General features: G+C 73.0%; 19 protein-coding genes. 18 read left to right on the top strand and 1 reads right to left on the bottom strand.

Annotated elements, in window-relative coordinates; genetic code table 11:
- From thrB to AYX06_RS20840, 5 genes are all read left to right on the top strand, one after another.
- Entirely contained in the window at nucleotides 1-957 is a 957-nt protein-coding gene (thrB, locus tag AYX06_RS04490) for a homoserine kinase (RefSeq protein WP_062734772.1), read from the top strand.
- 324 nt (nucleotides 958-1,281) lie between these two features.
- Nucleotides 1,282-3,516: a transcription termination factor Rho gene (rho, locus tag AYX06_RS04485; RefSeq protein WP_062734771.1), complete on the top strand. Its 2,235-nt coding sequence runs from the start codon at nucleotides 1,282-1,284 to the stop codon at nucleotides 3,514-3,516.
- 124 nt (nucleotides 3,517-3,640) lie between these two features.
- Nucleotides 3,641-4,723, top strand: coding sequence for a peptide chain release factor 1 (prfA, locus tag AYX06_RS04480; protein WP_062734770.1), 1,083 nt, complete (start codon nucleotides 3,641-3,643; stop codon nucleotides 4,721-4,723).
- A gap of 16 nt (nucleotides 4,724-4,739) precedes the next feature.
- The gene (gene prmC / locus AYX06_RS04475; RefSeq protein WP_062734769.1) at nucleotides 4,740-5,660 is read left to right on the top strand and encodes a peptide chain release factor N(5)-glutamine methyltransferase; all 921 of its coding nucleotides are present in this window, start codon (nucleotides 4,740-4,742) and stop codon (nucleotides 5,658-5,660) included.
- A 4-nt stretch (nucleotides 5,661-5,664) separates the two neighbouring features.
- Entirely contained in the window at nucleotides 5,665-6,690 is a 1,026-nt protein-coding gene (locus AYX06_RS20840) for an L-threonylcarbamoyladenylate synthase (protein WP_084271444.1), read from the top strand.
- Between the two features lie 106 nt (nucleotides 6,691-6,796).
- Here the strand turns inward: AYX06_RS20840 and AYX06_RS04465 are convergent, their stop codons facing one another.
- Nucleotides 6,797-7,768, bottom strand: coding sequence for an NAD-dependent epimerase/dehydratase family protein (locus AYX06_RS04465; RefSeq protein WP_062734768.1), 972 nt, complete (start codon nucleotides 7,766-7,768; stop codon nucleotides 6,797-6,799).
- A 170-nt stretch (nucleotides 7,769-7,938) separates the two neighbouring features.
- Here AYX06_RS04465 and AYX06_RS04460 point away from each other — a divergent pair, with 170 nt between their 5' ends.
- The 13 genes from AYX06_RS04460 (at nucleotide 7,939) to atpD (ending at nucleotide 20,460) form a co-directional block, all read left to right on the top strand.
- On the top strand, nucleotides 7,939-8,850 hold the full coding sequence (locus AYX06_RS04460; protein WP_062734767.1) for a glycosyltransferase family protein: 912 nt from the start codon (nucleotides 7,939-7,941) through the stop codon (nucleotides 8,848-8,850).
- Complete coding sequence (locus AYX06_RS04455) at nucleotides 8,847-9,692, top strand: glycosyltransferase (protein ID WP_232319391.1); 846 nt, start codon at nucleotides 8,847-8,849, stop codon at nucleotides 9,690-9,692. The genes AYX06_RS04460 and AYX06_RS04455 overlap by 4 nt, the downstream gene beginning before the upstream one ends.
- Before the next feature lie 68 nt (nucleotides 9,693-9,760).
- Entirely contained in the window at nucleotides 9,761-11,671 is a 1,911-nt protein-coding gene (locus tag AYX06_RS04450) for a polysaccharide biosynthesis protein (RefSeq protein WP_062734766.1), read from the top strand.
- On the top strand, nucleotides 11,668-12,783 hold the full coding sequence (locus AYX06_RS04445) for an MraY family glycosyltransferase (protein WP_232319390.1): 1,116 nt from the start codon (nucleotides 11,668-11,670) through the stop codon (nucleotides 12,781-12,783). Before AYX06_RS04450 ends, AYX06_RS04445 begins: the two co-directional genes overlap by 4 nt.
- Nucleotides 12,780-13,238, top strand: a complete 459-nt coding sequence (locus AYX06_RS04440) for a hypothetical protein (RefSeq protein ID WP_062734765.1) — start codon at nucleotides 12,780-12,782, stop codon at nucleotides 13,236-13,238. Before AYX06_RS04445 ends, AYX06_RS04440 begins: the two co-directional genes overlap by 4 nt.
- Nucleotides 13,225-13,635, top strand: coding sequence for an AtpZ/AtpI family protein (locus AYX06_RS04435; RefSeq protein ID WP_062734764.1), 411 nt, complete (start codon nucleotides 13,225-13,227; stop codon nucleotides 13,633-13,635). The genes AYX06_RS04440 and AYX06_RS04435 overlap by 14 nt, the downstream gene beginning before the upstream one ends.
- 33 nt (nucleotides 13,636-13,668) lie before the next feature.
- On the top strand, nucleotides 13,669-14,460 hold the full coding sequence (gene atpB, locus AYX06_RS04430; protein WP_062734763.1) for a F0F1 ATP synthase subunit A: 792 nt from the start codon (nucleotides 13,669-13,671) through the stop codon (nucleotides 14,458-14,460).
- A gap of 118 nt (nucleotides 14,461-14,578) precedes the next feature.
- Complete coding sequence (gene atpE, locus AYX06_RS04425) at nucleotides 14,579-14,782, top strand: ATP synthase F0 subunit C (protein ID WP_062734762.1); 204 nt, start codon at nucleotides 14,579-14,581, stop codon at nucleotides 14,780-14,782.
- Between the two features lie 47 nt (nucleotides 14,783-14,829).
- Nucleotides 14,830-15,381 (top strand): F0F1 ATP synthase subunit B, encoded by a 552-nt coding sequence (locus tag AYX06_RS04420; protein ID WP_062734761.1) that lies wholly within the window; start codon nucleotides 14,830-14,832, stop codon nucleotides 15,379-15,381.
- Nucleotides 15,381-16,193 (top strand): F0F1 ATP synthase subunit delta, encoded by an 813-nt coding sequence (locus tag AYX06_RS04415; protein WP_062734760.1) that lies wholly within the window; start codon nucleotides 15,381-15,383, stop codon nucleotides 16,191-16,193. The genes AYX06_RS04420 and AYX06_RS04415 overlap by 1 nt, the downstream gene beginning before the upstream one ends.
- 148 nt (nucleotides 16,194-16,341) lie before the next feature.
- Nucleotides 16,342-17,967 (top strand): F0F1 ATP synthase subunit alpha, encoded by a 1,626-nt coding sequence (gene atpA, locus AYX06_RS04410; protein WP_047802195.1) that lies wholly within the window; start codon nucleotides 16,342-16,344, stop codon nucleotides 17,965-17,967.
- 60 nt (nucleotides 17,968-18,027) lie between these two features.
- Nucleotides 18,028-18,939 (top strand): F0F1 ATP synthase subunit gamma, encoded by a 912-nt coding sequence (locus AYX06_RS04405; RefSeq protein ID WP_062734759.1) that lies wholly within the window; start codon nucleotides 18,028-18,030, stop codon nucleotides 18,937-18,939.
- A gap of 54 nt (nucleotides 18,940-18,993) precedes the next feature.
- A complete protein-coding gene (atpD, locus tag AYX06_RS04400) occupies nucleotides 18,994-20,460 on the top strand; it encodes a F0F1 ATP synthase subunit beta (protein WP_062734758.1) in 1,467 nt (488 codons plus the stop codon).
- Nucleotides 20,461-20,462: the final 2 nt, after the last annotated feature.

The following is a 20,462-nucleotide window of genomic DNA, read 5'->3' as shown; positions in this document are numbered from 1 at the left end:
ATGTTCGAGATCGGGCAGCGGGTCGAGCTGAGCGTGCCCGGGTCCACGGGCAACGTGGGCCCCGGCTACGACAGCCTGGGCCTGGCCCTCGGCCACTACGACGACCTCGCCGTGACGGTGACCGAGGCGGGGCTGGAGTTCGAGCTGCACGGCGAGGGCTCGCAGGCCGTGCCGCGCACCGCGGAGCACCTGGTGGTGCGCGCCATGCGCGCCGCCTTCCGCGCCGCGGGCGTCGAGCACCTGCCCGGACTGCGGCTCGAGGCGACCAACCGCATCCCGCACGGACGGGGCATGGGCTCGAGCGCCTCCGCCGTGGTGGCGGGCGTGCTCGCGGCGAACGCGCTGCTGCCCGCCGGGCGCGCCCTCGACGACCGGCAGCTGCTGCAGGTCGCCGCCGCGATGGAGGGCCACCCGGACAACGTGGCCCCGTCCCTCTACGGGGGCCTCGTCATCTCCTGGAGCGGGCCCGAGGGCTACCGCAGCGCCCCCGTGACCGTGCACGAGGACGTGATGCCGGTGGTCGCGATCCCCGACTACGAGGTGCCCACCCGGCTCGCACGGTCCCTGCTGCCCGCGACCGTCCCGCACCACGACGCCTCGGTCAACGCCGGACGGACGGCGCTGCTCGTCGAGGCCCTGACCCGCCGCCCCGAGCTGCTGCTGCCGGCCACCGAGGACCGGCTGCACCAGCCGTACCGGGCCTCGGCGATGCCCCCGAGCGCCCGGCTCATGGCGGACCTGCGGGAACGGGGGCTGCCCGCCATGATCTCGGGCGCCGGCCCGACCGTCCTGGTCCTGGCCGCGGGCGCGGCGCAGGCGGAGGCGACCGAGGGCGCCCTGGCGGAGCTCGTCCCGGCCGGCGCCGGGGCCGCGGGGGTCTCCTGGCGTGTCCTCCGTCTGCGGGTCGACGGGCAGGGTGCTAAGCTGGAGAAGCACCCGCAGAAGATCCAGGGGTAGGAGACCGCGCCCGGCGCGGTGAGGACAGCGGGCATCATGAGGGGCGTCGCCCCGGGCGGATGCCCTCGATTCCTCGCCTCCACCGCTCCGGTCCTCCGGTGATCCCCCGCCGGCACCTGCTTCCACGATGCCGACGGTGCACCGGCCCGCTCTCTGCGGACCGGGGCGCACCACGATCTGACGGGTGACACCCTGTTCGCCCAGGCTGCCGCGCCCTGAAGTGCGCCCCGCCGCCGGCGGCCCGCGTTCGCGGCCCGCCGGGAACCCATCACGGTCCTGGACTCTGAGATCCACGGACCCCCCACCGAGGGAGAAGGACACTTCGTGACCGAGACCACCGACCTTTCCACGGGTACGGAAGAGACCACCACCGACACCAGGAACGCGGGCCTGTCCGCGCTCAAGCTGGCCCAGCTCCAGGCGCTCGCCTCGCAGCTCGGCATCACCGGCGCCCGCCGGATGCGCAAGAGCCTGCTCGTCGACGCGATCGCCGCCCACCAGCGCGGCGGCGCCGTGGCCGACCGCGACCGCGCCGTCGAGCAGAAGATCGCCCAGACGGTGGAGAAGACCGCCGACCAGCACGCCGCCCCCGCCGAGCGTCCCGCGGAGGACTCCGGCCGGCCCGCCGCGGCGGCCCAGCCCGACGCCGAGCAGGGCGGCCAGGACGCCCCGCCGCAGCGGCGCAGCCGCTCCCGCCGGGCCACCAGCACCGGCGTGGTGGCCCCCGCGGAGCAGGACGGCTCCGCGCGTCCGGCCGAGGCCGGCGAGCCGAGCACCCCGTCCGCCGCAGACGGGTCCACCCCCGCCCAGCCCACCACCGCGCAGTCCGCCCCGGCGCCGTCCGGCGAGGACGCCTCCGGGCCGGAGGGCGAGGGCGGCCGCGGCCGCAACCGCAACCGGCGCAACCGCAGCCGTGAGGACAACGGCGGCAACGGCCAGGAGAGCACGCAGCGCGCCGAGGAGGCCCGCCCCTCGGCCGACGGCCGCGACGAGGACCCGTCGAAGCAGGACCGCAGCCGCAACCAGAACCGCGGCCAGGACAACCGCCAGGACAAGGGCGGTCAGGACAACCGGGGTCAGGACAACCGCCAGGACAAGGGCGGTCAGGACAAGAACGGCCAGGACAAGAACGACGGCCGCGGCAAGGGCGGCAAGTCCCAGGAGTCGAAGGGCCAGGAGCCCAAGGGCCAGGACAACCGCGGCCAGGACAACCGCGGCCAGGACAACCGCGGCCAGGACGGGGAGGGCGGCAGCCGGCGCAGCCGCCGCAACCGCAACCGCAACGACCGGGACCGCAATGAGCGCAACGAGCGCAACGACCGCGCCGAGCGCAACGAGCGCCGTAACCGACGCGGGCGCAGCTCCGGCCCCGAGGTCGACGACACGGAGTTCACCGAGGACGACGTGCTGCTGCCCGTGGCGGGCATCCTGGACGTGCTGGACAACTACGCGTTCGTGCGCACGTCCGGCTACCTGCCGGGCCCGAACGACGTCTACGTCAGCCTCGCCCAGGTCAAGAAGCACAACCTGCGCAAGGGTGACGCGGTGGTGGGCGCGATCCGTGCCCCGCGCGACGGCGAGCAGCAGAACAACACGCGGCAGAAGTTCAATGCCCTCGTCCAGCTGACCACGGTCAACGGCAAGAAGGCCGAGGACAACAAGGACCGCGTGGACTTCGGCAAGCTGATCCCGCTCTACCCGCAGGAGCGGCTGCGCCTGGAGACGGAGCCCAAGAAGATCGGGCCCCGCGTCGTCGACCTCGTCGCGCCCATCGGCAAGGGCCAGCGCGGCCTGATCGTGTCCCCGCCCAAGGCCGGCAAGACGCTGATGCTGCAGGCGATCGCCAACGCGATCACCACGAACAACCCCGAGGTCCACCTCATGATGGTGCTCGTCGACGAGCGCCCCGAGGAGGTCACGGACATGCAGCGCACCGTGAAGGGCGAGGTCATCGCCTCGACCTTCGACCGCCCGGCCGACGACCACACCACGGTCGCCGAGCTGGCGATCGAGCGGGCCAAGCGCCTGGTGGAGATGGGCATGGACGTGGTGGTCCTGCTGGACTCCATGACCCGCCTGGGCCGTGCCTACAACCTCTCGGCCCCCGCCTCCGGCCGCATCCTGTCCGGCGGCGTGGACTCCGCGGCGCTGTACCCGCCGAAGAAGTTCTTCGGCGCAGCCCGCAACATCGAGAACGGCGGCTCGCTGACCATCCTCGCGACCGCCCTGGTGGAGACCGGGTCCAAGATGGACGAGGTCATCTTCGAGGAGTTCAAGGGCACCGGCAACATGGAGCTGCGCCTGTCCCGCTCGCTCGCGGACAAGCGGATCTACCCGGCCGTGGACGTCAACTCCTCGGGCACCCGCCGCGAGGAGAACCTGCTCTCGCCCGACGAGATCAAGATCATGTGGAAGCTGCGCCGGGTGCTCTCCGGCCTGGACCAGCAGCAGGCGCTGGAGCTGCTGACGAACAAGCTGCGGGACACCCAGTCCAACACCGAGTTCCTGCTCCAGGTGCAGAAGACCACGTTGTCGGCCCGCTCCGAGAGCGACCGCTAGCGCACCCGCTGCCGCCGCGGCCCGCACCGGACACCCGGTCGGGGCCGCGGCGGCGTCGTCGTGTCCGGGCGCCGCGCCCGCGACCCGTCGCCGTCGTCCCCGCCGCCCGAAGAAGGAGCGTCCCATGCCGGACCCGATCCAGTCCCTGCTCGACGAGCACGCCGAGCTGCAGCGCCAGCTCGCCGACCCCGCGGTGCACGCCGAGCCGGGCCGGGCCCGGAAGCTGGGACGCCGCTACGCCGAGCTCAACGGCATCGCCGAGACCCACCACCGGGTGCGGCGTCTCGAGGAGGACCTCGGGGCGGCCCGGGAGCTCGCCGACGAGGAGCCGGAGTTCGCCGAGGAGATCCCCGCGCTGGAGGAGCAGCTCACCGCGGCCCGGGAGCGGCTGCGCCGGCTGCTCGTGCCCCGCGACCCGGACGACGGGCGCAACGTCATCCTGGAGGTCAAGGCGGGGGAGGGCGGGGACGAGTCCGCGCTCTTCGCCGGGGACCTGCTGCGGATGTACCTCAAGTACGCGGAGGCCCGCGGCTGGAAGACCGAGTTCATCTCCACCAACGAGTCCGACCTCGGCGGCTACAAGGACGTCCAGGTGGCCATCAAGTCCACCGCCACGGACCCCGCCGAGGGCGTGTGGGCCCGCCTGAAGTACGAGGGCGGGGTGCACCGCGTCCAGCGGGTGCCCGTCACCGAGTCCCAGGGCCGGATCCACACCTCGGCGGCCGGGGTGCTGGTCTTCCCGGAGGTCGACGAGCCGGAGGAGGTGGAGATCAGCCAGAACGACCTGAAGATCGACGTCTACCGGTCCTCGGGCCCCGGCGGGCAGTCCGTGAACACCACCGACTCCGCGGTGCGCATCACCCACCTGCCCACGGGCATCGTGGTGGCCATGCAGAACGAGAAGTCGCAGCTGCAGAACCGCGAGGCCGCGATGCGGGTGCTGCGCGCCCGCATCCTGGCCCACCAGCAGGAGCAGGTCGACGCGGAGAACGCCGCGCAGCGCCGCTCCCAGGTGCGCACCATGGACCGCTCCGAGCGGATCCGCACCTACAACTTCCCGGAGAACCGGATCAACGACCACCGCACCGGGTACAAGGCCTACAACCTCGACCACGTGATGGCCGGGGACCTCGAACCGGTGGTGCAGTCCGCGATCGAGATGGACGAGAAGGCCCGGCTCGAAGCCATCGGCCGGCAGGACGGCTGAGGGCGGGGGAGCGGGCATGCACAGGTCGCTGGGCCAGGCGGTGCGCTGGGCGGAACAGGTCCTCGCCGAGGCGGGGATCGACTCCGCCCGCACGGACGCGCTGCTGCTCGCGGGCCACCTGCTGGGCCTGTCCCGCGGGGAGGTCGAGGCGCGCGCCATCATCGGCGGGGACGAGCCGGCGGGCTACGCGGAGCTGGTCGCCGAACGGGCCCGCCGGGTCCCGCTGCAGCACCTCACCGGCGTCGCGCACTTCCGCTACCTGACGCTGTCCGTCGGGCCCGGCGTCTTCGTGCCCCGGCCCGAGACGGAGACCGTGGTGCAGACCGTCGTGGACGAGCTGCGGCAGCAGCTGGCCGCGGGGGTGCACCGGCCCCGGGTGGTCGACCTGGGCACGGGCTCCGGGGCGATCGCCGCCTCCGTCGCCCACGAGGTGCCGCAGGCCCGGGTGCACGCCGTGGAGCTGTCCGAGAGCGCCCACGCCTGGGCCGCGCGGAACCTGCGCGGCACCCGCGCCGAGCTGGTCCGCGGAGACCTGCGCACCGCCTTCCCCGAGCTCGAGGGCCGCTGCGACGTGGTGGTCTCCAACCCGCCGTACATCCCGGCCGACGCGCTCCCGCGGGAGCCGGAGGCCCGCGAGCACGACCCGGAGCTCGCCCTGTACGGCGGCGGCGAGGACGGGCTCGAGCTGCCGCGGGCCGCCCTGGCCTCGGCCGTGCGGCTGCTGCGCCCGGGCGGGTTCTTCGTCATGGAGCACGCCGAGGTCCAGGCGGAGCCCGTCGCCCGCGCCTTCCGGGAGGCGGGCCTGGTGGACGTCGTGGGCCACCAGGACCTCACGGGGCGGGACCGCGCCACGGCCGGACGGACCCCGGAGCTTGCCGCACCGGCCCCGGACGAGACGGCCCCGGACGAGACGGCCCCGGACGAGATGGGAGAATGACACCGTGAGCCACACCGTCTACGACTGCAGCAGCATCGCCCAGCGCACCGCCGGGCTCAAGCACGCCGCCCGGGCGCTGGCCGCGGACGCCTGCGTGGTGCTGCCCACCGACACCGTCTACGGCATCGGCGCCGACGCCTTCTCCGCCCGCGGCGTCGCGACCCTGCTCGCGGCCAAGGGCCGTTCGCGGGCGATGCCCCCGCCCGTGCTCATCGCCCACGCCGGGGTGCTGGACGGGCTCGCGGACGAGGTGTCCGACGACGCCCGCGCGCTCGCCGCGGCCTTCTGGCCGGGCGGGCTGACCCTGATCCTGCACGCCCACCCCTCCCTGGGCTGGGACCTCGGCGAGACCCACGGCACCGTGGCCCTGCGCGTGCCCGACGACGAGCTGGCGCAGGCGCTGCTCATCGAGAGCGGTCCGCTGGCCGTGTCCTCGGCGAACCGCACCGGCCACCCGGCCGCCCTGAGCGCCGAGGCCGCGGTCGGGATGCTCGGCGACGCCGTGGAGGTCTACCTCGACGACGGCCCGCGGCCCGCCGGGCGGCCCGGCACCCCGGAGGCCGACCCCGTGTCGTCCACGATCGTCGACTGCACCGGGGAGACCCCGCTGCTCGTGCGGCACGGCGCCGTGAGCCTGGCCCGGCTGCGCGCCGTGGTGCCCGCGGTGACGCCGGCGGACGGGGACGAGGAGCTCGAGGAGGCGCCCGCGACGGCCCCCGGCGACCCCGCGGAACGGTCCGGGAGCTCCGGCTCCCACGCGGTGCGCGAGATCGACCCGGAGGCCGCGCCGAGCCCGGAGCCGGCACCCGCTCCGGCGGAGCGTCCGGCCGCGCCCGCTCCGGCGCAGGCGGCCGCCGCGCAGGGCCTGGCGGTCTCGCTGGTGGCCCGCTCCGTGCCCGGGCCGGCGGCCCGCCCCGCGGTGGACCAGGACCGCACCCGGGCCCAGCGCCCGGCCGTGCCCGGGCAGCCGCGGCCCCTGTCCGTCGACGAGGCCGCCCGGCTCGTGGCCCGGGGCCTGGACGGCGCCTGAGGCCGGTCACCGGCGGGGGGAGCACCGCACCCCCGGCCGCCGGAGGGCCCACCGCGCGGCGGCGGGCGCCGGGCGGGACCGGGGGCCGGACGGTCCCCGGGCGGGCTCAGCCGCGGCCGGCGGCCAGGTGGGCCTGGCGCAGCACCTCGGTGATCCGCGGTTCCGGCAGCTCGCCGTGCTCCTCGGCCCAGCCGCGCACCTGGCGCTGACCGAACCAGGTGACCTCCAGCCGGCGCACGAGCCCGTGCCAGCGGTTGCCGGCCAGGCCGGAGACGGCGAAGCCGGTGTCCACCGCGGCCCGGCACAGCAGCGCCGGGAGGTGCAGCGGCTCCCGGCGGCCGGCGTCCCGCAGGATCGAGGCGGTGGTGGCACCCTCCCACGGCTGCAGCAGGACCTGGGGCAGCTCCCCGGGGTGGCGCCCGGCACGGGAGACGAACTCCGCCAGGGCGTGCACGGAGGTGACCGGCGTGGGCGCGGAGCCGTCGCCGGCCACGGAGCTCAGCCACGAGGACGCGAAGCGGGCCAGCCGCGCGGTGGTGCGCCGGCCCGAGCCCTGCACCGAGGTGGCGCGCAGCGCCGTGATCGCGGGGCCCCCCGGCTCGGCGGCCCAGTCCCGGCGCAGCTTCAGCAGGGCGCTCTCGCCGAGGGCCTTGGAGAAGGAGTAGGGGGAGAAGGGCCGCACCGCGGGCGTCTCGTCCAGGACGTCGATGTCGCCCTGGACGGCGGCGCTGCTGATGTGCACGACCCGCCGCACGCTCGTGCGGCGGGCGGCGAGGGCCACCAGCACCGGCAGCAGCGCGTTGGCGCCCAGCAGCGACTCCTCGTGGGTCTGGTCCGGTGCGGCGAGGCCGGCGGCGTTGACGACCACGTGGGCCCCCGCGAAGGACTCGGCGAGGTAGTCGATCACCGACTCGAGGCGCCCGGCCTGCTCCAGCAGGTGGTGGACGGTGTGCGCGCCGGACGCCAGGCGGGGTGCGGAGACCGGGACCACCGTCTGGCCGTCCGCCTGCAGCCGGGCCACGGTCGCGGAGCCCACGAACCCCGTCGCCCCCAGGACTGCCCACGTCGTCGATGTCACGGTGCTTCCTTCCCGCCGGTCTGCGCCGGTCGCCGTCGTCCGGGCCGGAGCCCCTGGGCTCATCGTACAGACCGGCCCCGGCCCCGCCTGCTTGCTAGACTCGGCACGATCCGGCGCCCACCCCGGCACCCCGCCGCGCCGGAGCCCGCTACCGCACCTGGAGGATCCGCATGCCGTCCGACCCCACGCCCACGGTGGCGGTGGCCTGCGTGACCCAGGACCGGCACGAGGACGTCCTGACCCTGGTGGCCGCGCTGCGGGCGCAGACGGTGCCGATCGCCTCGCTGTGCCTCGTCGACGCGGGCCGCGAGGCGGTGCCCCGGGACGCGCTCGAGGCGGCGGTCGGCGGCCGGTTCGAGCTGCACCACGTGCGGTCCCTGGCCAACCTGGGCGGCGCCGGCGGGTTCTCCCTCGCGATCCTCACCGCGCTGGCCACCGGCGCGGACCGGGTGTGGCTCATGGACGACGACGCCCACCCGGAGCAGCCCGACTGCTTGGGAATCCTCCTGGAGGAGGCCGCGCGGCGGGAGCTCGCCGTGGTCTCCCCGCTGATCGTCGCCCCGCAGGACCACGCCGCCCTGGCGTTCTCCTACCGGCTGGACGGGAGGCTCACCCACGCCCGGGCCGACGTCGAACCGCTGGGCTTCCTGCCCGGCTACGCCACCTTCTTCAACGGCGCCCTCGTGGCCGAGGACGTGTTCTTCCAGGTGGGGCTGCCGGACCTCAAGCTGTTCCTGCGCGGGGACGAGGTCGACTTCCTGGTGCGGCTGCGCCGCGCCGGCCTGCCGTTCGGGACCACCACCCGGGCCGCCGTGGCGCACCCGCCGGGCTGGGCCGAGGAGCACGTGGTGATCCCGGGCCGGCTCAAGGTCGTGGTGCCCGAGACCGAGTTCAAGCGCGCGCACTTCTTCCGCAACCGCGGCTGGACCACCTGGCGCTACAAGCGGCCGGTGCAGCTGGCGGCCGACCTCGTCGGCTACCCCCTGTACTACCTGGCCCGCCGGGACGTGCGCGGCCTGGTCGACTGGGCGGACCGCTACGTCGGCGGGATGCGCGGCCGGGGCTTCGGCGGTCCGCGGTGACGGCGGCCTCCGGGGCGGTGCCCGAGTTCTCGGTCCTGATGCCCGTCTACCGCGGCGACACGCCCGAGCGGCTGCGCCGGGCCGCGGAGTCCACCACGGTGGAGCAGCAGCGCCGGCCGGCGGAGCTCGTCGTCGTGCGCGACGGCCCGGTCCCCGCGCCCCTGGAGGCGGAGCTGGACCGGCTCGCCCGGGAGCTGCCCGTGCCCGTGGTGCGGGTCGACCTCGAGCGCAACGAGGGGCTCCCCGCCGCCCTGACCGCGGGCCTGGCCCGGTGCCGGCACGACGTCGTGGCCCGGATGGACGCCGACGACGTCTCCTACCCCTGCCGCTTCGCGGTGCAGCTGCCGGTGATCGAGGCGGGCGCCGACGTGGTCGGCTCCTCGATGCACGAGATCGGCGACGACGAGACCCGCCCGCTCGCGCTGCGGCTGGCCCCGGTGGGGCGGGCCCGGATCCTGGCGGTCTCCCGGCGGCGCAACCCGCTCAGCCACCCCTCCGTGGTGTTCCGCCGCTCCGCCGTGACGGCCGTGGGCGGCTACGAGGACGTGCCGCTGGGGGAGGACTACTGGCTGTGGGTCCGGTTGCTGCAGGCGGGGGCCGACGTGCGCAACGTGGCCGAGCCGCTGGTGGGCTACCGCGTCACCTCCGGGGCCTACGAGCGCCGCGGCGGGATGCGGATGTTCCGGGCCGACCTGGCCCTGCAGGCCCGCCTGCTGCGGGCCGGGCACGTCGGCTTCCTACAATGGGCGGTGAACGTCGGGGTCCGCGCGGGCTACCGCTTCGTCCCCACCCGGTTCCGCAGGCCCGCCTACCGGGCCATGGCCGGGACCGGCCGCCGCTGACCACCGGTCCTGCGCCCCGCCCGCCGGAGCCGACCGTGAGCGGCCCCGACCACGAAAGGAACGACTCGATGAGTGGTGAGCCCGAGCGCACCCCCCGCGCCGTGGCGTCCGCGCTCCCGGCCCCGCCGGGGTCCCCGGAGAAGCCGGTGGCGTGGCTGTGGATCCAGATGCTGCTGGACTCCGCCGCCTGGATCGTGGCGCTCGTGCTGGCCCTGGTGCTGCGCTACGAGATGGCCCTGCAGTTCATCACCGTGCCGGGGGTGCTGGTGGTGTCCGCCGTGGCGGTCGCCGCCCAGCTCGTCGTGGGCTTCTCCTTCGCCCTGTACAAGGGGCGCTACTCCTTCGGCAGCTTCGACGAGGCCAAGCTGCTCGTGGTCGTCACGCTCATCGTCACGGCGGTGCTCCAGGTGCTGCTCCTGGTGGTGGGCACGAGCATCGGCATCCCCCGCTCCACCGCCCTGATCGCCTTCCCGTTCGCCTGCCTGTTCATGGCCGCCTTCCGGTACCTCAAGCGGATGTACCAGGAGGCCTCGGCCCGGCCGGACGCCGCCGCCCAGCACGTGGTGATCTACGGCGCCGGCTACCTCGGGACGTTCCTGGTGCACCGGATGATGCAGGACCCGAACTCCGACTTCCTGCCCGTGGCCCTGCTCGACGACGACCCCGCCAAGAAGCACCTGCGGATCTCCTCGGTGCCGGTGCTCGGCACCCTGCACGACGTCCGCGACGTCATGGCCCGCACCCGGGCCTCCGTGCTGATCGTGGCGATGTCCAGCCCCGAGCCCCGGCTCATGCACCGCGTGGCCGACGCCGTGGCCGGCACCGGGATCCGGGTCATGACCATGCCCCCGCTGGGGGAGGTGCTCACCGCCAAGCACAAGGCCGTGGACTTCCGCGACATCAGCATGGAGGACCTCATCGGCCGCCGCCCGGTGGACATCGACCTCGAGGAGATCGCCGGCTACGTCACGGGCCGGCGCGTCCTCGTCACGGGCGCGGGCGGCTCCATCGGCTCGGAGCTGTGCCGCCAGCTGGTGGGCTTCGAGCCCGCGGAGCTGATCATGGTGGACCGCGACGAGTCGGCGCTGCAGGGCACGCAGATCTCCATCACCGGCCGCGGCCTGCTCGACGGCCGCGACACGGTCCTCGCCGACATCCGCGACCCCGAGTCCGTCGGGGCGATCTTCCGCGACCGGCGCCCGCAGGTCGTCTTCCACGCGGCGGCCCTCAAGCACGTGTCGCTGCTCGAGCAGTACCCGGACGAGGCGTGGAAGACCAACGTCCTGGGCACCCTCAACGTGCTGCAGGCCGCGGAGGAGGCGGAGGTCGAGGTGTTCGTGAACATCTCCACGGACAAGGCCGCCAACCCCACCACGGCGCTGGGCCACTCCAAGCGCGTGGCCGAGAAGCTCACCGCCTGGATGGCGGACCGGACCGGGCGCCGGTACGCGTCCGTGCGCTTCGGCAACGTCTTCGGCTCCCGCGGCTCGATGCTGCCCCTGTTCACCGAGCAGATCCGGCAGGGCGGCCCCATCACGGTGACCGACCCGGAGGCCACCCGGTACTTCATGACCATCCCGGAGGCCTGCCAGCTCGTCATCCAGGCCGGGGCGATCGCCCGGGGCGGGGAGGTGCTGATCCTGGACATGGGCGAGCCCGTGCGGATCATGGACATCGCCGAGCGGCTGCGCGTGATGAGCGGGCGGGAGGACGTCGAGATCGAGATCACGGGACTGCGCCCGGGGGAGAAGCTGCACGAGGACCTCATCGGCCTCGGCGAGACGGACGAGCGGCCCTTCCACCCCAAGATCTCCCACGCCCGCGCCGACCGCCTGGACCCGGCCCAGCTGGACCGGCACACCTGGAAGGTGCGCGGCGGGATGGTCTACACCGGCACGATCCCCGTGGTCCGACCCTCCACCCAGCCGCCGCCCACCTCCGTGCAGCGCCCGCGCAGCCCCTCGGGGAGGGCGTCGTGAGCGCCGCCGTGCCGCTGCCCGTGCTGTGGCCGGCCGGGCTGGACCTCACCGACCCCGGCGCCGCCCCGGACCCGGAGGAGCTGCGCCGGCTCGGCGAGCTCGCCCTGACGGTCGGGGCCCCCGCCCTCGTGCTGAGCCTGGTGCTGCCCCTGGTGGTCAAGCCGCTGCTCGCGCGCTGGGGCGTGCTGGACGTGCCCAACGAGCGCTCCTCCCACCAGCGCACCGTGGTGCGCGGCATGGGCCTGGCGGTGGCCGTGGCCGTGCTCCTGGCCTACGGGGGCGCCCTGCTGGCCGGGGCGGTGGAGGTCGACCGCTCCGTGGCGCTGGTCGTGCTCGCGGTGGCCGGCCTGTGCGCGGCCCTCGGCTGGGTCGAGGACTACAGGGGGGTGTCCGTGCGGGGGCGCCTGGCCGCGCAGCTGGGCATCGGGCTGGCCGCCACCGGTGTGCTCGTGGCCGTGCTCGGCACCTCCGTGTGGTGGCTGCCCGTGGGCACCCTCGCGATCGCCGCCTACGTCAACATGGCCAACTTCATGGACGGGATCAACGGGATCTCCGGGCTGCACGGGCTGGCCGCCGGGCTGCTCTACGCCTGGGCCGGCGCCTCCAACGACCTGACGTGGATGGTCGCCGCGGGCCTGGCCGTGGCCGGCGGCTTCGCCGGGTTCCTGCCGTGGAACCTGGGCCGCGGCACCGTCTTCCTCGGCGACGTCGGCTCCTACCTGCTGGGCGGGTCGCTGGCCGGCATCGCGGTGGCCGCGTTCCTCTCCGGCGTCTACGTCGAGTACCTGCTGCCGCCGCTGGCCGTCTACGTGGCCGACACCGCCGTGACCCTGCTCCGCCGCGTCCGGGCGGGGGAGGACTGGTCCCGTCCGCACCGCTCGCACGTCTACCAGCGGCTCACCGACGCCGGGCTCTCGCACGTGGGCTCCTCGCTCGTGGTCACGGCCGTCACCGTCCTCGTGAGCGTGGTCTCGGTCCTGGGCCTGCGCACCGGGCCCACGGCCACGGTGCTCGCGGGCGCGTTCGTGCTGGCCGTGCTGGGGCTCTACCTCGTGCTGCCGGAGCTGCTCGCCCGCCGCGGGGCGCGCCGCCGGACCGGGGCCCCGCGGTGAGCGGGGCCGCGCTCAGCGCCCTGACCGGGGCCGGGCTGATCGCCGCGAGCCACCTGGTCACCCTGCTCGTGGCCCGGGCGACCGCCGGGGCCTCCGGGCCCGTGGCGGCCCCCGCCCTCGCCCTGAGCTACGTGGTGAAGGTGTTCGTGCTCGGCTGGGTGCTGCTGACCGTGCCCGCCCCGCCCTGGCTGTCCCCCGGCTGGCTCGCCGGAGGCCTGCTGGGGGCGCTGGCCGTCTCCCTCGTCCTGGCCGGGCGCACGAGCGCCCGGCGGACCCGCGCGGCCCTCGGGCCGGTGCTGCGCGCCCGCCAGGAGGACCGGCAGCGCCACGGACACGGGGACCTGCCCGGGGACCTGCACGGGGACCTGGGCGGGGGCCGGGACGACGAGCCCGCGGGGGCCGCCGGGGCCCCGGCGCACGACGACAGGAGACCCGAGCGCCATGAGCACGGATGACCGCGACGGCACGACCGGCGGCCCCGCGGACCCGCCCGACCCCGCCCCGGAGGGCGGCCCGGCAGGCGCGGAGCGCGACGGCCGGGACGGGCCCGCCCGCGGCCGCGGACTGCGCACCGCGGGGGAGCTCGTGGAGGGCGGCGGCCTGTCCGGCGGCCTGACGACACTCCTCTACGTGGTGATCGGGATGGGGTTCTGGAGTTTGGTAGGGTGGGGTGCGGATCGCGTGCTGGGAACCCGGTGGATCGTGGTCCTGGGAGCGTGCATCGGCGCCGCCTCCGGGATCTACGTCGTGTACCTCCACATGCAGGAGGGGCTCCGTCGCAGCCAGGCCTCCGACGGAGCTGATCCTCACAACCCGCACCAGTCCGGCCCGGACTCGGCGCCCCGACCGTGACCACCGGCCAGAGCACTGCAGAAAGGACCCGCATTGAACGCCGCCCTCAGGCTCCCCGCCACCGGAGGATTCACCGCCCCGACCGTCGATGAGATGCACCTGCCTCCGTTCTTCGAGCTGGGCACCTTCGAGTTCGGCAAGCAGATGCTGCTGGTCCTCCTGTCGGTCGTCCTGATCGCCGGCTTCTTCATGTGGGCCATCCGCCGCCGCGCGCTCGTCCCCTCGAAGGCCCAGTACCTCGGGGAGAGCGGCTACGGCTTCGTGCGCAACCACCTCGGCCGGGACATCATCGGCGAGAAGGAGTTCCGCCCCTACGTCCCGCTGCTGTTCACGTTCTTCTTCTTCATCCTCGTGAACAACCTCTTCGGCTCCGTCCCGATCCTCCAGCTGCCGACGCTCTCCCACGCGGGGTCCGCCTACGTGCTGGCCGGCATCGCCTACGTCACCTGGGTGTTCATGGGGATCAAGCGCCACGGCCTCGGCGGGTTCATGGGCAAGATGACCATGCCGCCGGACGTCCCGAAGGCCCTGTACGTCTTCCTGATCCCGATCGAGTTCCTCTCGAACCTGATCATCCGCCCGGTCACCCACGCCCTGCGTGTGTTCGCCACGATGTTCGCCGGTCACCTGGCGCTCATGGTCGCGGCCTCGATGACCGCGTACCTGCTGACCCAGGGCGGGCTGCTGGGCATCGTCTCCGTGGGCTCCACCGTGCTGGGCATCTTCATCTACTTCCTGGAGATCCTCATCCAGGTCCTCCAGGCCTACATCTTCACCCTTCTCTTCGCCGTCTACGTCCAGGGCGCCCTGCAAGAGGGCCACTGATCCCGGCGGAGCACCCGTCCGGCCCCGGCCGGACGCCCCCAGGTCCAACCTCCAACTGTTCAGAGCCGACACGGCTACGACGCCCGGCCCCCGGGCACCTAGAAAGGAAACACCCCTCATGACTGGTTCGCTCAGCGCTATTGGTTACGGTCTGGCTGCCATCGGCGGTGGCATCGGCGTGGGTCTGATCTTCGCCGCGTACATGCAGTCCGTCGCCCGCCAGCCGGAGTCGCAGCGCGTGCTGCAGCCGATGCTGTTCTTCGGCTTCGCCGTGGTCGAGGCGCTCGCGATTCTGGGCTTCGTGCTCGCGTTCATCAGCTGAGTGCCTGAACAAGTACAAGTCCTTCCTAGAGAACAGGAATCGCGAACATGACACTGTTGCTGGCAGCCGAGGAAGGGGCGAACCCCCTCTTCCCCAATGTCTGGGAGATGGCGATCACCCTGATCGGGTTCCTGATCCTGCTCGCCCTCGTGATCAAGTTCGTCGTGCCGGCCTTCGAACGGGTCTACCAGGAGCGCACCGAAGCCATCGAGGGCGGTCTCGCGAAGGCGAAGGCCGCGCAGGCCGAGGCCGCCGCCGCGCGTGACGAGTACAACCAGCAGCTCGAGAGCGCGCGCCTGGAGGCGCAGAAGATCCGCGAGGAGGCCCGCCTGGAGGGCGAGAAGATCCTGGCGGACTTCAAGGACCGGGCCAACGCCGAGTCCGCGCGCATCACCGAGAACGCGCACCGGACCATCGAGGCGGAGCGCTCGGCCGCCGTGGTCTCGCTGCGCAACGAGGTGGGCGCGCTGGCCACCACGCTGGCGTCGAAGATCGTGGGGGAGACCCTCGACGACGACGCCCGCGCCGGCCGGGTCGTCGACCGTTTCCTCGCCGACCTCGAGTCGGAGCAGCAGCGGAACGCGGGTGCAGCGCGGTAATGGCAGACGCACCGAACGAATACCGTCAGCAGACGACTGCCGGCGCCGAGCGCTGGGCCGGCTCCGCCAGCCCCGCGCTCGCGCGCGAGCTGTTCGCCGTGCTGGCCGTCCTCGACGAGAACGGCCCCGTGCGCCGGGCCCTGGTGGACCCCTCGTACTCGGGGGAGCAGCGGGCCCAGGTGGTCCGCCGGCTGTTCACCGGCAAGGTCTCCGCGGACGCCGTGGAGATCGTCGCCGCGATGACCGGTCGGCGCTGGCGCGACGACCGCGAGTTCGCCGACGGCCTGGAGCACGCCGGGGTGGTCCTCACCGCGGCGTCCGCCGAGAACCGGGCCGGCCTCGAGGGCCTCGAGCAGGTCGTCGACCAGCTCATCGCGTTCAAGGCCGTGCTGGACGGCTCCCACGAGATGCAGCGGGCGCTCAGCGATCCGCGTGCCGACGTGGAGGCGAAGACGCAGCTCACCCGCCGGCTCAGCCCGGGTGCCTCGGAGGAGACGCTGCTGCTCCTGGAGCAGGCCGTGCTCTCGCCGCGCGGCGCCCTGGTGGGCCGTCTCGTGGAGCGATTCGCGGAAGAGGTCGCGGCGCGCCGCCAGCGCTGGATCGCCCACGTGAGCGCCTCCCGCCCGCTGACCGACGAGCAGCGGGCCCGCCTGCAGCACCAGCTCAACACGCTGTACGGCAAGGACCTCAAGCTCACGGTCGACGTCGATCCGGCGCTGATCGGCGGGCTCAAGGTGCAGGTCGGCGAGGAGGTCATCGACGGTTCCGTCGCGGCCCGCCTCGACGCGCTGCGCCAGCGGATCGGCGCCTGAGCCGAGGCTCGCACGCCGCCGTGGCGGGGGCACCGCCCCGCCGGCCGGACGGCACCGGCCGGTGGACCGGCGCAGCCTTCCGCCACGACAATGGACTCACGGTCACCGCCGACGCAGTGATCACGAACTAGGAGAGCAGGGACAGGACATGTCCGAAGTCACCATCAATGCCGACGACGTCCGTAGCGCGCTGAGCGAATTCGCCGCGTCCTACGAGCCCGGCACCGCAGAACGAACCGAGGTCGGTCGCGTCAGCAGCGCCTCCGACGGCATCGCCCGCGTGGAGGGCCTGCCCTCGGTCATGGCCAACGAGCTGCTGCGTTTCGAGAACGGCGTGCTCGGCCTCGCGCAGAACCTCGACACCCGCGACATCGGCGTCGTGATCCTCGGCGACTTCCGCGGCATCGAGGAGGGCCAGGAGGTCCAGCGCACCGGGGAGGTCCTCTCCGTGCCCGTGGGCGACGCCTACCTCGGCCGCGTGGTCGACCCGCTGGGCATGCCCATCGACGACCTCGGCCCCATCGAGGCCGAGGGCCGCCGCGCCCTGGAGCTGCAGGCCCCCGGCGTGACCATGCGCAAGTCGGTGCACGAGCCGCTGCAGACCGGCATCAAGGCCATCGACGCCATGATCCCGATCGGCCGCGGCCAGCGCCAGCTGCTCATCGGTGACCGCCAGACCGGCAAGACGGCGATCGCCGTCGACGCCATCCTCAACCAGCGCGCCAACTGGGAGTCCGGGGACGTCAACAAGCAGGTGCGCTGCATCTACGTGGCGGTCGGGCAGAAGGCCTCGACCATCGCCGGCGTGCGCCAGACCCTGGAGGACAACGGGGCGCTCGAGTACACCACGATCGTCGCCGCCCCGGCCTCCGAGGCCGCGGGCATCAAGTACCTCGCCCCCTACGCCGGCTCGGCCATCGGCCAGCACTGGATGTACGGCGGCAAGCACGTGCTCATCGTCTTCGACGACCTGTCCAAGCAGGCGGAGGCCTACCGCGCGGTCTCGCTGCTGCTGCGCCGCCCGCCGGGACGCGAGGCCTACCCCGGCGACGTCTTCTACCTGCACTCCCGCCTGCTCGAGCGCTGCGCCAAGCTCTCGGACGAGCTGGGCGCCGGGTCGATGACCGGTCTGCCGATGATCGAGACGAAGGCCAACGACGTCTCGGCCTTCATCCCGACCAACGTCATCTCCATCACCGACGGCCAGATCTTCCTGCAGTCGGACCTGTTCAACGCCAACCAGCGCCCGGCCGTGGACGTGGGCATCTCGGTGTCCCGCGTCGGCGGCGCCGCGCAGGTCAAGGCGATGAAGAAGGTGTCCGGCACGCTGAAGCTGGAGCTGGCCTCCTACCGGTCGATGCAGGCCTTCGCGATGTTCGCCTCGGACCTCGACCCGGCCTCGCGCCAGCAGCTGACCCGCGGCGCGCGCCTGATGGAGCTGCTGAAGCAGAAGCAGTACACGCCGTACCCGGTCGAGGACCAGGTCGTGTCGATCTGGGCCGGCACCAACGGCCACCTCGACGAGGTCGAGGTCGCCGACGTGCTGGACTTCGAGCAGGCCCTGCTGGACCACGTCCGCCGCACCACCAACGTCATGGACTCCATCGTGGGGACCGGCAAGCTCGAGGACGACGCGGTCGCCGCCCTCGAGACCGCCGTGGCCGAGGTCAAGCGCGACTTCCGGGGCACCAAGCACGGCATCGAGCCGGGGCACGAGGAGCACGAAGCCATCGACGCCTCGAAGGTCGACCAGGAACGGATCGTCAGGAAGTAACCGGTCGGTCCGGTGCGCCGCCGCGGCGGCGCACCGGACACGGTGACGAAAGGAAGTCACATGGGAGCGCAGATTCGGGTCTACCGGAACAAGATCGCGTCGACCAAGTCCATGAAGAAGATCTTCAAGGCCATGGAGATGATCGCGACCTCGCGCATCAACAAGTCCCGACAGGGTCTGCTCGCGGCGCGTCCGTACGCGAACGCGCTGACCCGGGCGGTCTCACAGGTCGCCACCCAGCACAACGTCTCCCATGTCCTCACCACGCGGCCCGACGAGGTGCGCCGGGCCGCCGTGGTGATCATGACCTCGGACCGCGGTCTGGCCGGGTCCTACTCCTCCAACGTGCTCAAGGAGGCCGAGGGCCTGCTGGAGCTGCTGCACGGGCAGGGCAAGGAGACCAAGGTCTACCTGATCGGCCGCAAGGCCCAGGCCTACTTCGACTTCCGCAGCCGCCCGTACGAGCGCAACTGGACGGGCGACACCGACAACGCCCGCCCGGAGCGGGCGCGGGAGCTGCGCGAGGTGCTGATCGAGGACCTGGAGACCGCGTACGAGGACGGCGGGGTGGACGAGATCCACCTGGTCTACACGTCGTTCCAGTCGATGGTCACCCAGGAGCCCCGGGTGCTGCGCCTGCTGCCGCTGGAGGTCGTGGACGCCAACGCCCTGACCGACGAGGTCGCCCGGGAGTTCGACGAGCTGGAGGAGCCGGACAGCACCTTCGAGTTCGAGCCGAACCCCGAGGAGTTCCTCGACGCGGTGCTGCCGCGCTACATCGACGCCCGCCTGTACGCGAGCCTCTCGCACGCGGCCACGAGCGAGCTCGCGGCCCGGCAGAAGGCGATGAAGGCCGCCGGCGACAACGCCGACGAGCTGATCAAGAAGTACACGCGCCTGATGAACAACGCCCGCCAGGCCGAGATCACCACCGAGCTCACCGAGATCGTGAGCGGCGCCGAAGCCCTGTGACGGGCCGCCCGGCGATCCAGCAACTGACCACCACGAACAAGTGAAGTGAGAGAAATGACTGCCACCATCAGCGAACAGGCCGGGCAGCCGGTCTCGGGCGGCGCCACGGGCCGCATCGCCCGGGTCATCGGGCCGGTCGTCGACGTCGAGTTCCCGGAGCACGCCGTTCCGGAGATCTACAACGCGCTGACCGCCCAGTACGAGCTCAACGGCGAGACGCGCACGATCACGTTCGAGACGGCCCAGCACCTGGGCGAGAACATGGTCCGGGCGATCTCCCTGCAGCAGACCGACGGCCTGGTGCGCGGCACCGAGGTCAAGGACTCCGGCGGGCCGATCTCCGTGCCCGTGGGCGACGTGGTCAAGGGCCACATCTTCAACGTGCTGGGCGACGCCCTCGACGTCGAGACCTCCTCCCTGGAGATCACCGAGCGCTGGCCGATCCACCGCAAGGCCCCGTCCTTCGCGGAGCTCGAGGGCTCCACGGAGATGATGGAGACCGGCATCAAGTCGATCGACCTCCTCACGCCCTACATCAAGGGCGGGAAGATCGGCCTGTTCGGCGGCGCCGGCGTGGGCAAGACCGTGCTCATCCAGGAGATGATCACCCGTGTGGCCCGCAACTTCGGCGGCACCTCGGTCTTCGCCGGCGTGGGCGAGCGCACCCGTGAGGGCAACGACCTCTGGGTCGAGATGGAGGAGGCCGGCGTCCTCAAGGACACCGCCCTCGTGTTCGGCCAGATGGACGAGCCGCCGGGAACGCGCCTGCGCGTGGCCCTGACCGGCCTGACCATGGCGGAGTACTTCCGCGACGTGCAGAACCAGGACGTGCTGCTGTTCGTGGACAACATCTTCCGCTTCACCCAGGCGGGCTCCGAGGTGTCCACCCTGCTGGGCCGCATCCCCTCCGCCGTGGGCTACCAGCCCACGCTGGCGGACGAGATGGGCGTGCTCCAGGAGCGCATCACCTCCACCCGCGGCCACTCGATCACCTCGATGCAGGCGATCTACGTGCCCGCCGACGACTACACCGACCCGGCCCCGGCCACGACGTTCGCCCACCTGGACGCGACCACGGAGCTCTCCCGCGACATCGCCTCCCGCGGCCTGTACCCGGCGATCGACCCGCTGGCCTCGACCTCGCGCATCCTCGACCCGCAGATCGTGGGCCAGGAGCACTACGACGTCGCGATCCGCGTCCGGGCGATCCTGCAGGAGAACAAGGAGCTGCAGGACATCATCGCGATCCTCGGCGTCGAGGAGCTCTCCGAGGAGCAGAAGGTGGTCGTCGCCCGCGCCCGCCGGATCGAGCAGTTCCTGTCCCAGAACACCTACACCGCCAAGCAGTTCACCGGCGTGGAGGGCTCCACGGTCCCGCTCGCCGAGACCATCGAGGCGTTCGGGAAGATCACCGAGGGCGAGTTCGACCACGTCCCGGAGCAGGCGTTCTACAACGTGGGCGGTCTGGACGACGTCATGCAGAAGTGGGACGAGATCAAGACCCGGACCGGCGGCAAGTAGTC

This window comes from Kocuria turfanensis, assembly GCF_001580365.1.
In the GTDB taxonomy this organism is placed as follows: domain Bacteria; phylum Actinomycetota; class Actinomycetes; order Actinomycetales; family Micrococcaceae; genus Kocuria; species Kocuria turfanensis.
The sequence above is the reverse complement of the archived record's forward strand: the minus strand, read 5'-3'. Positions and strand labels throughout refer to the sequence as shown.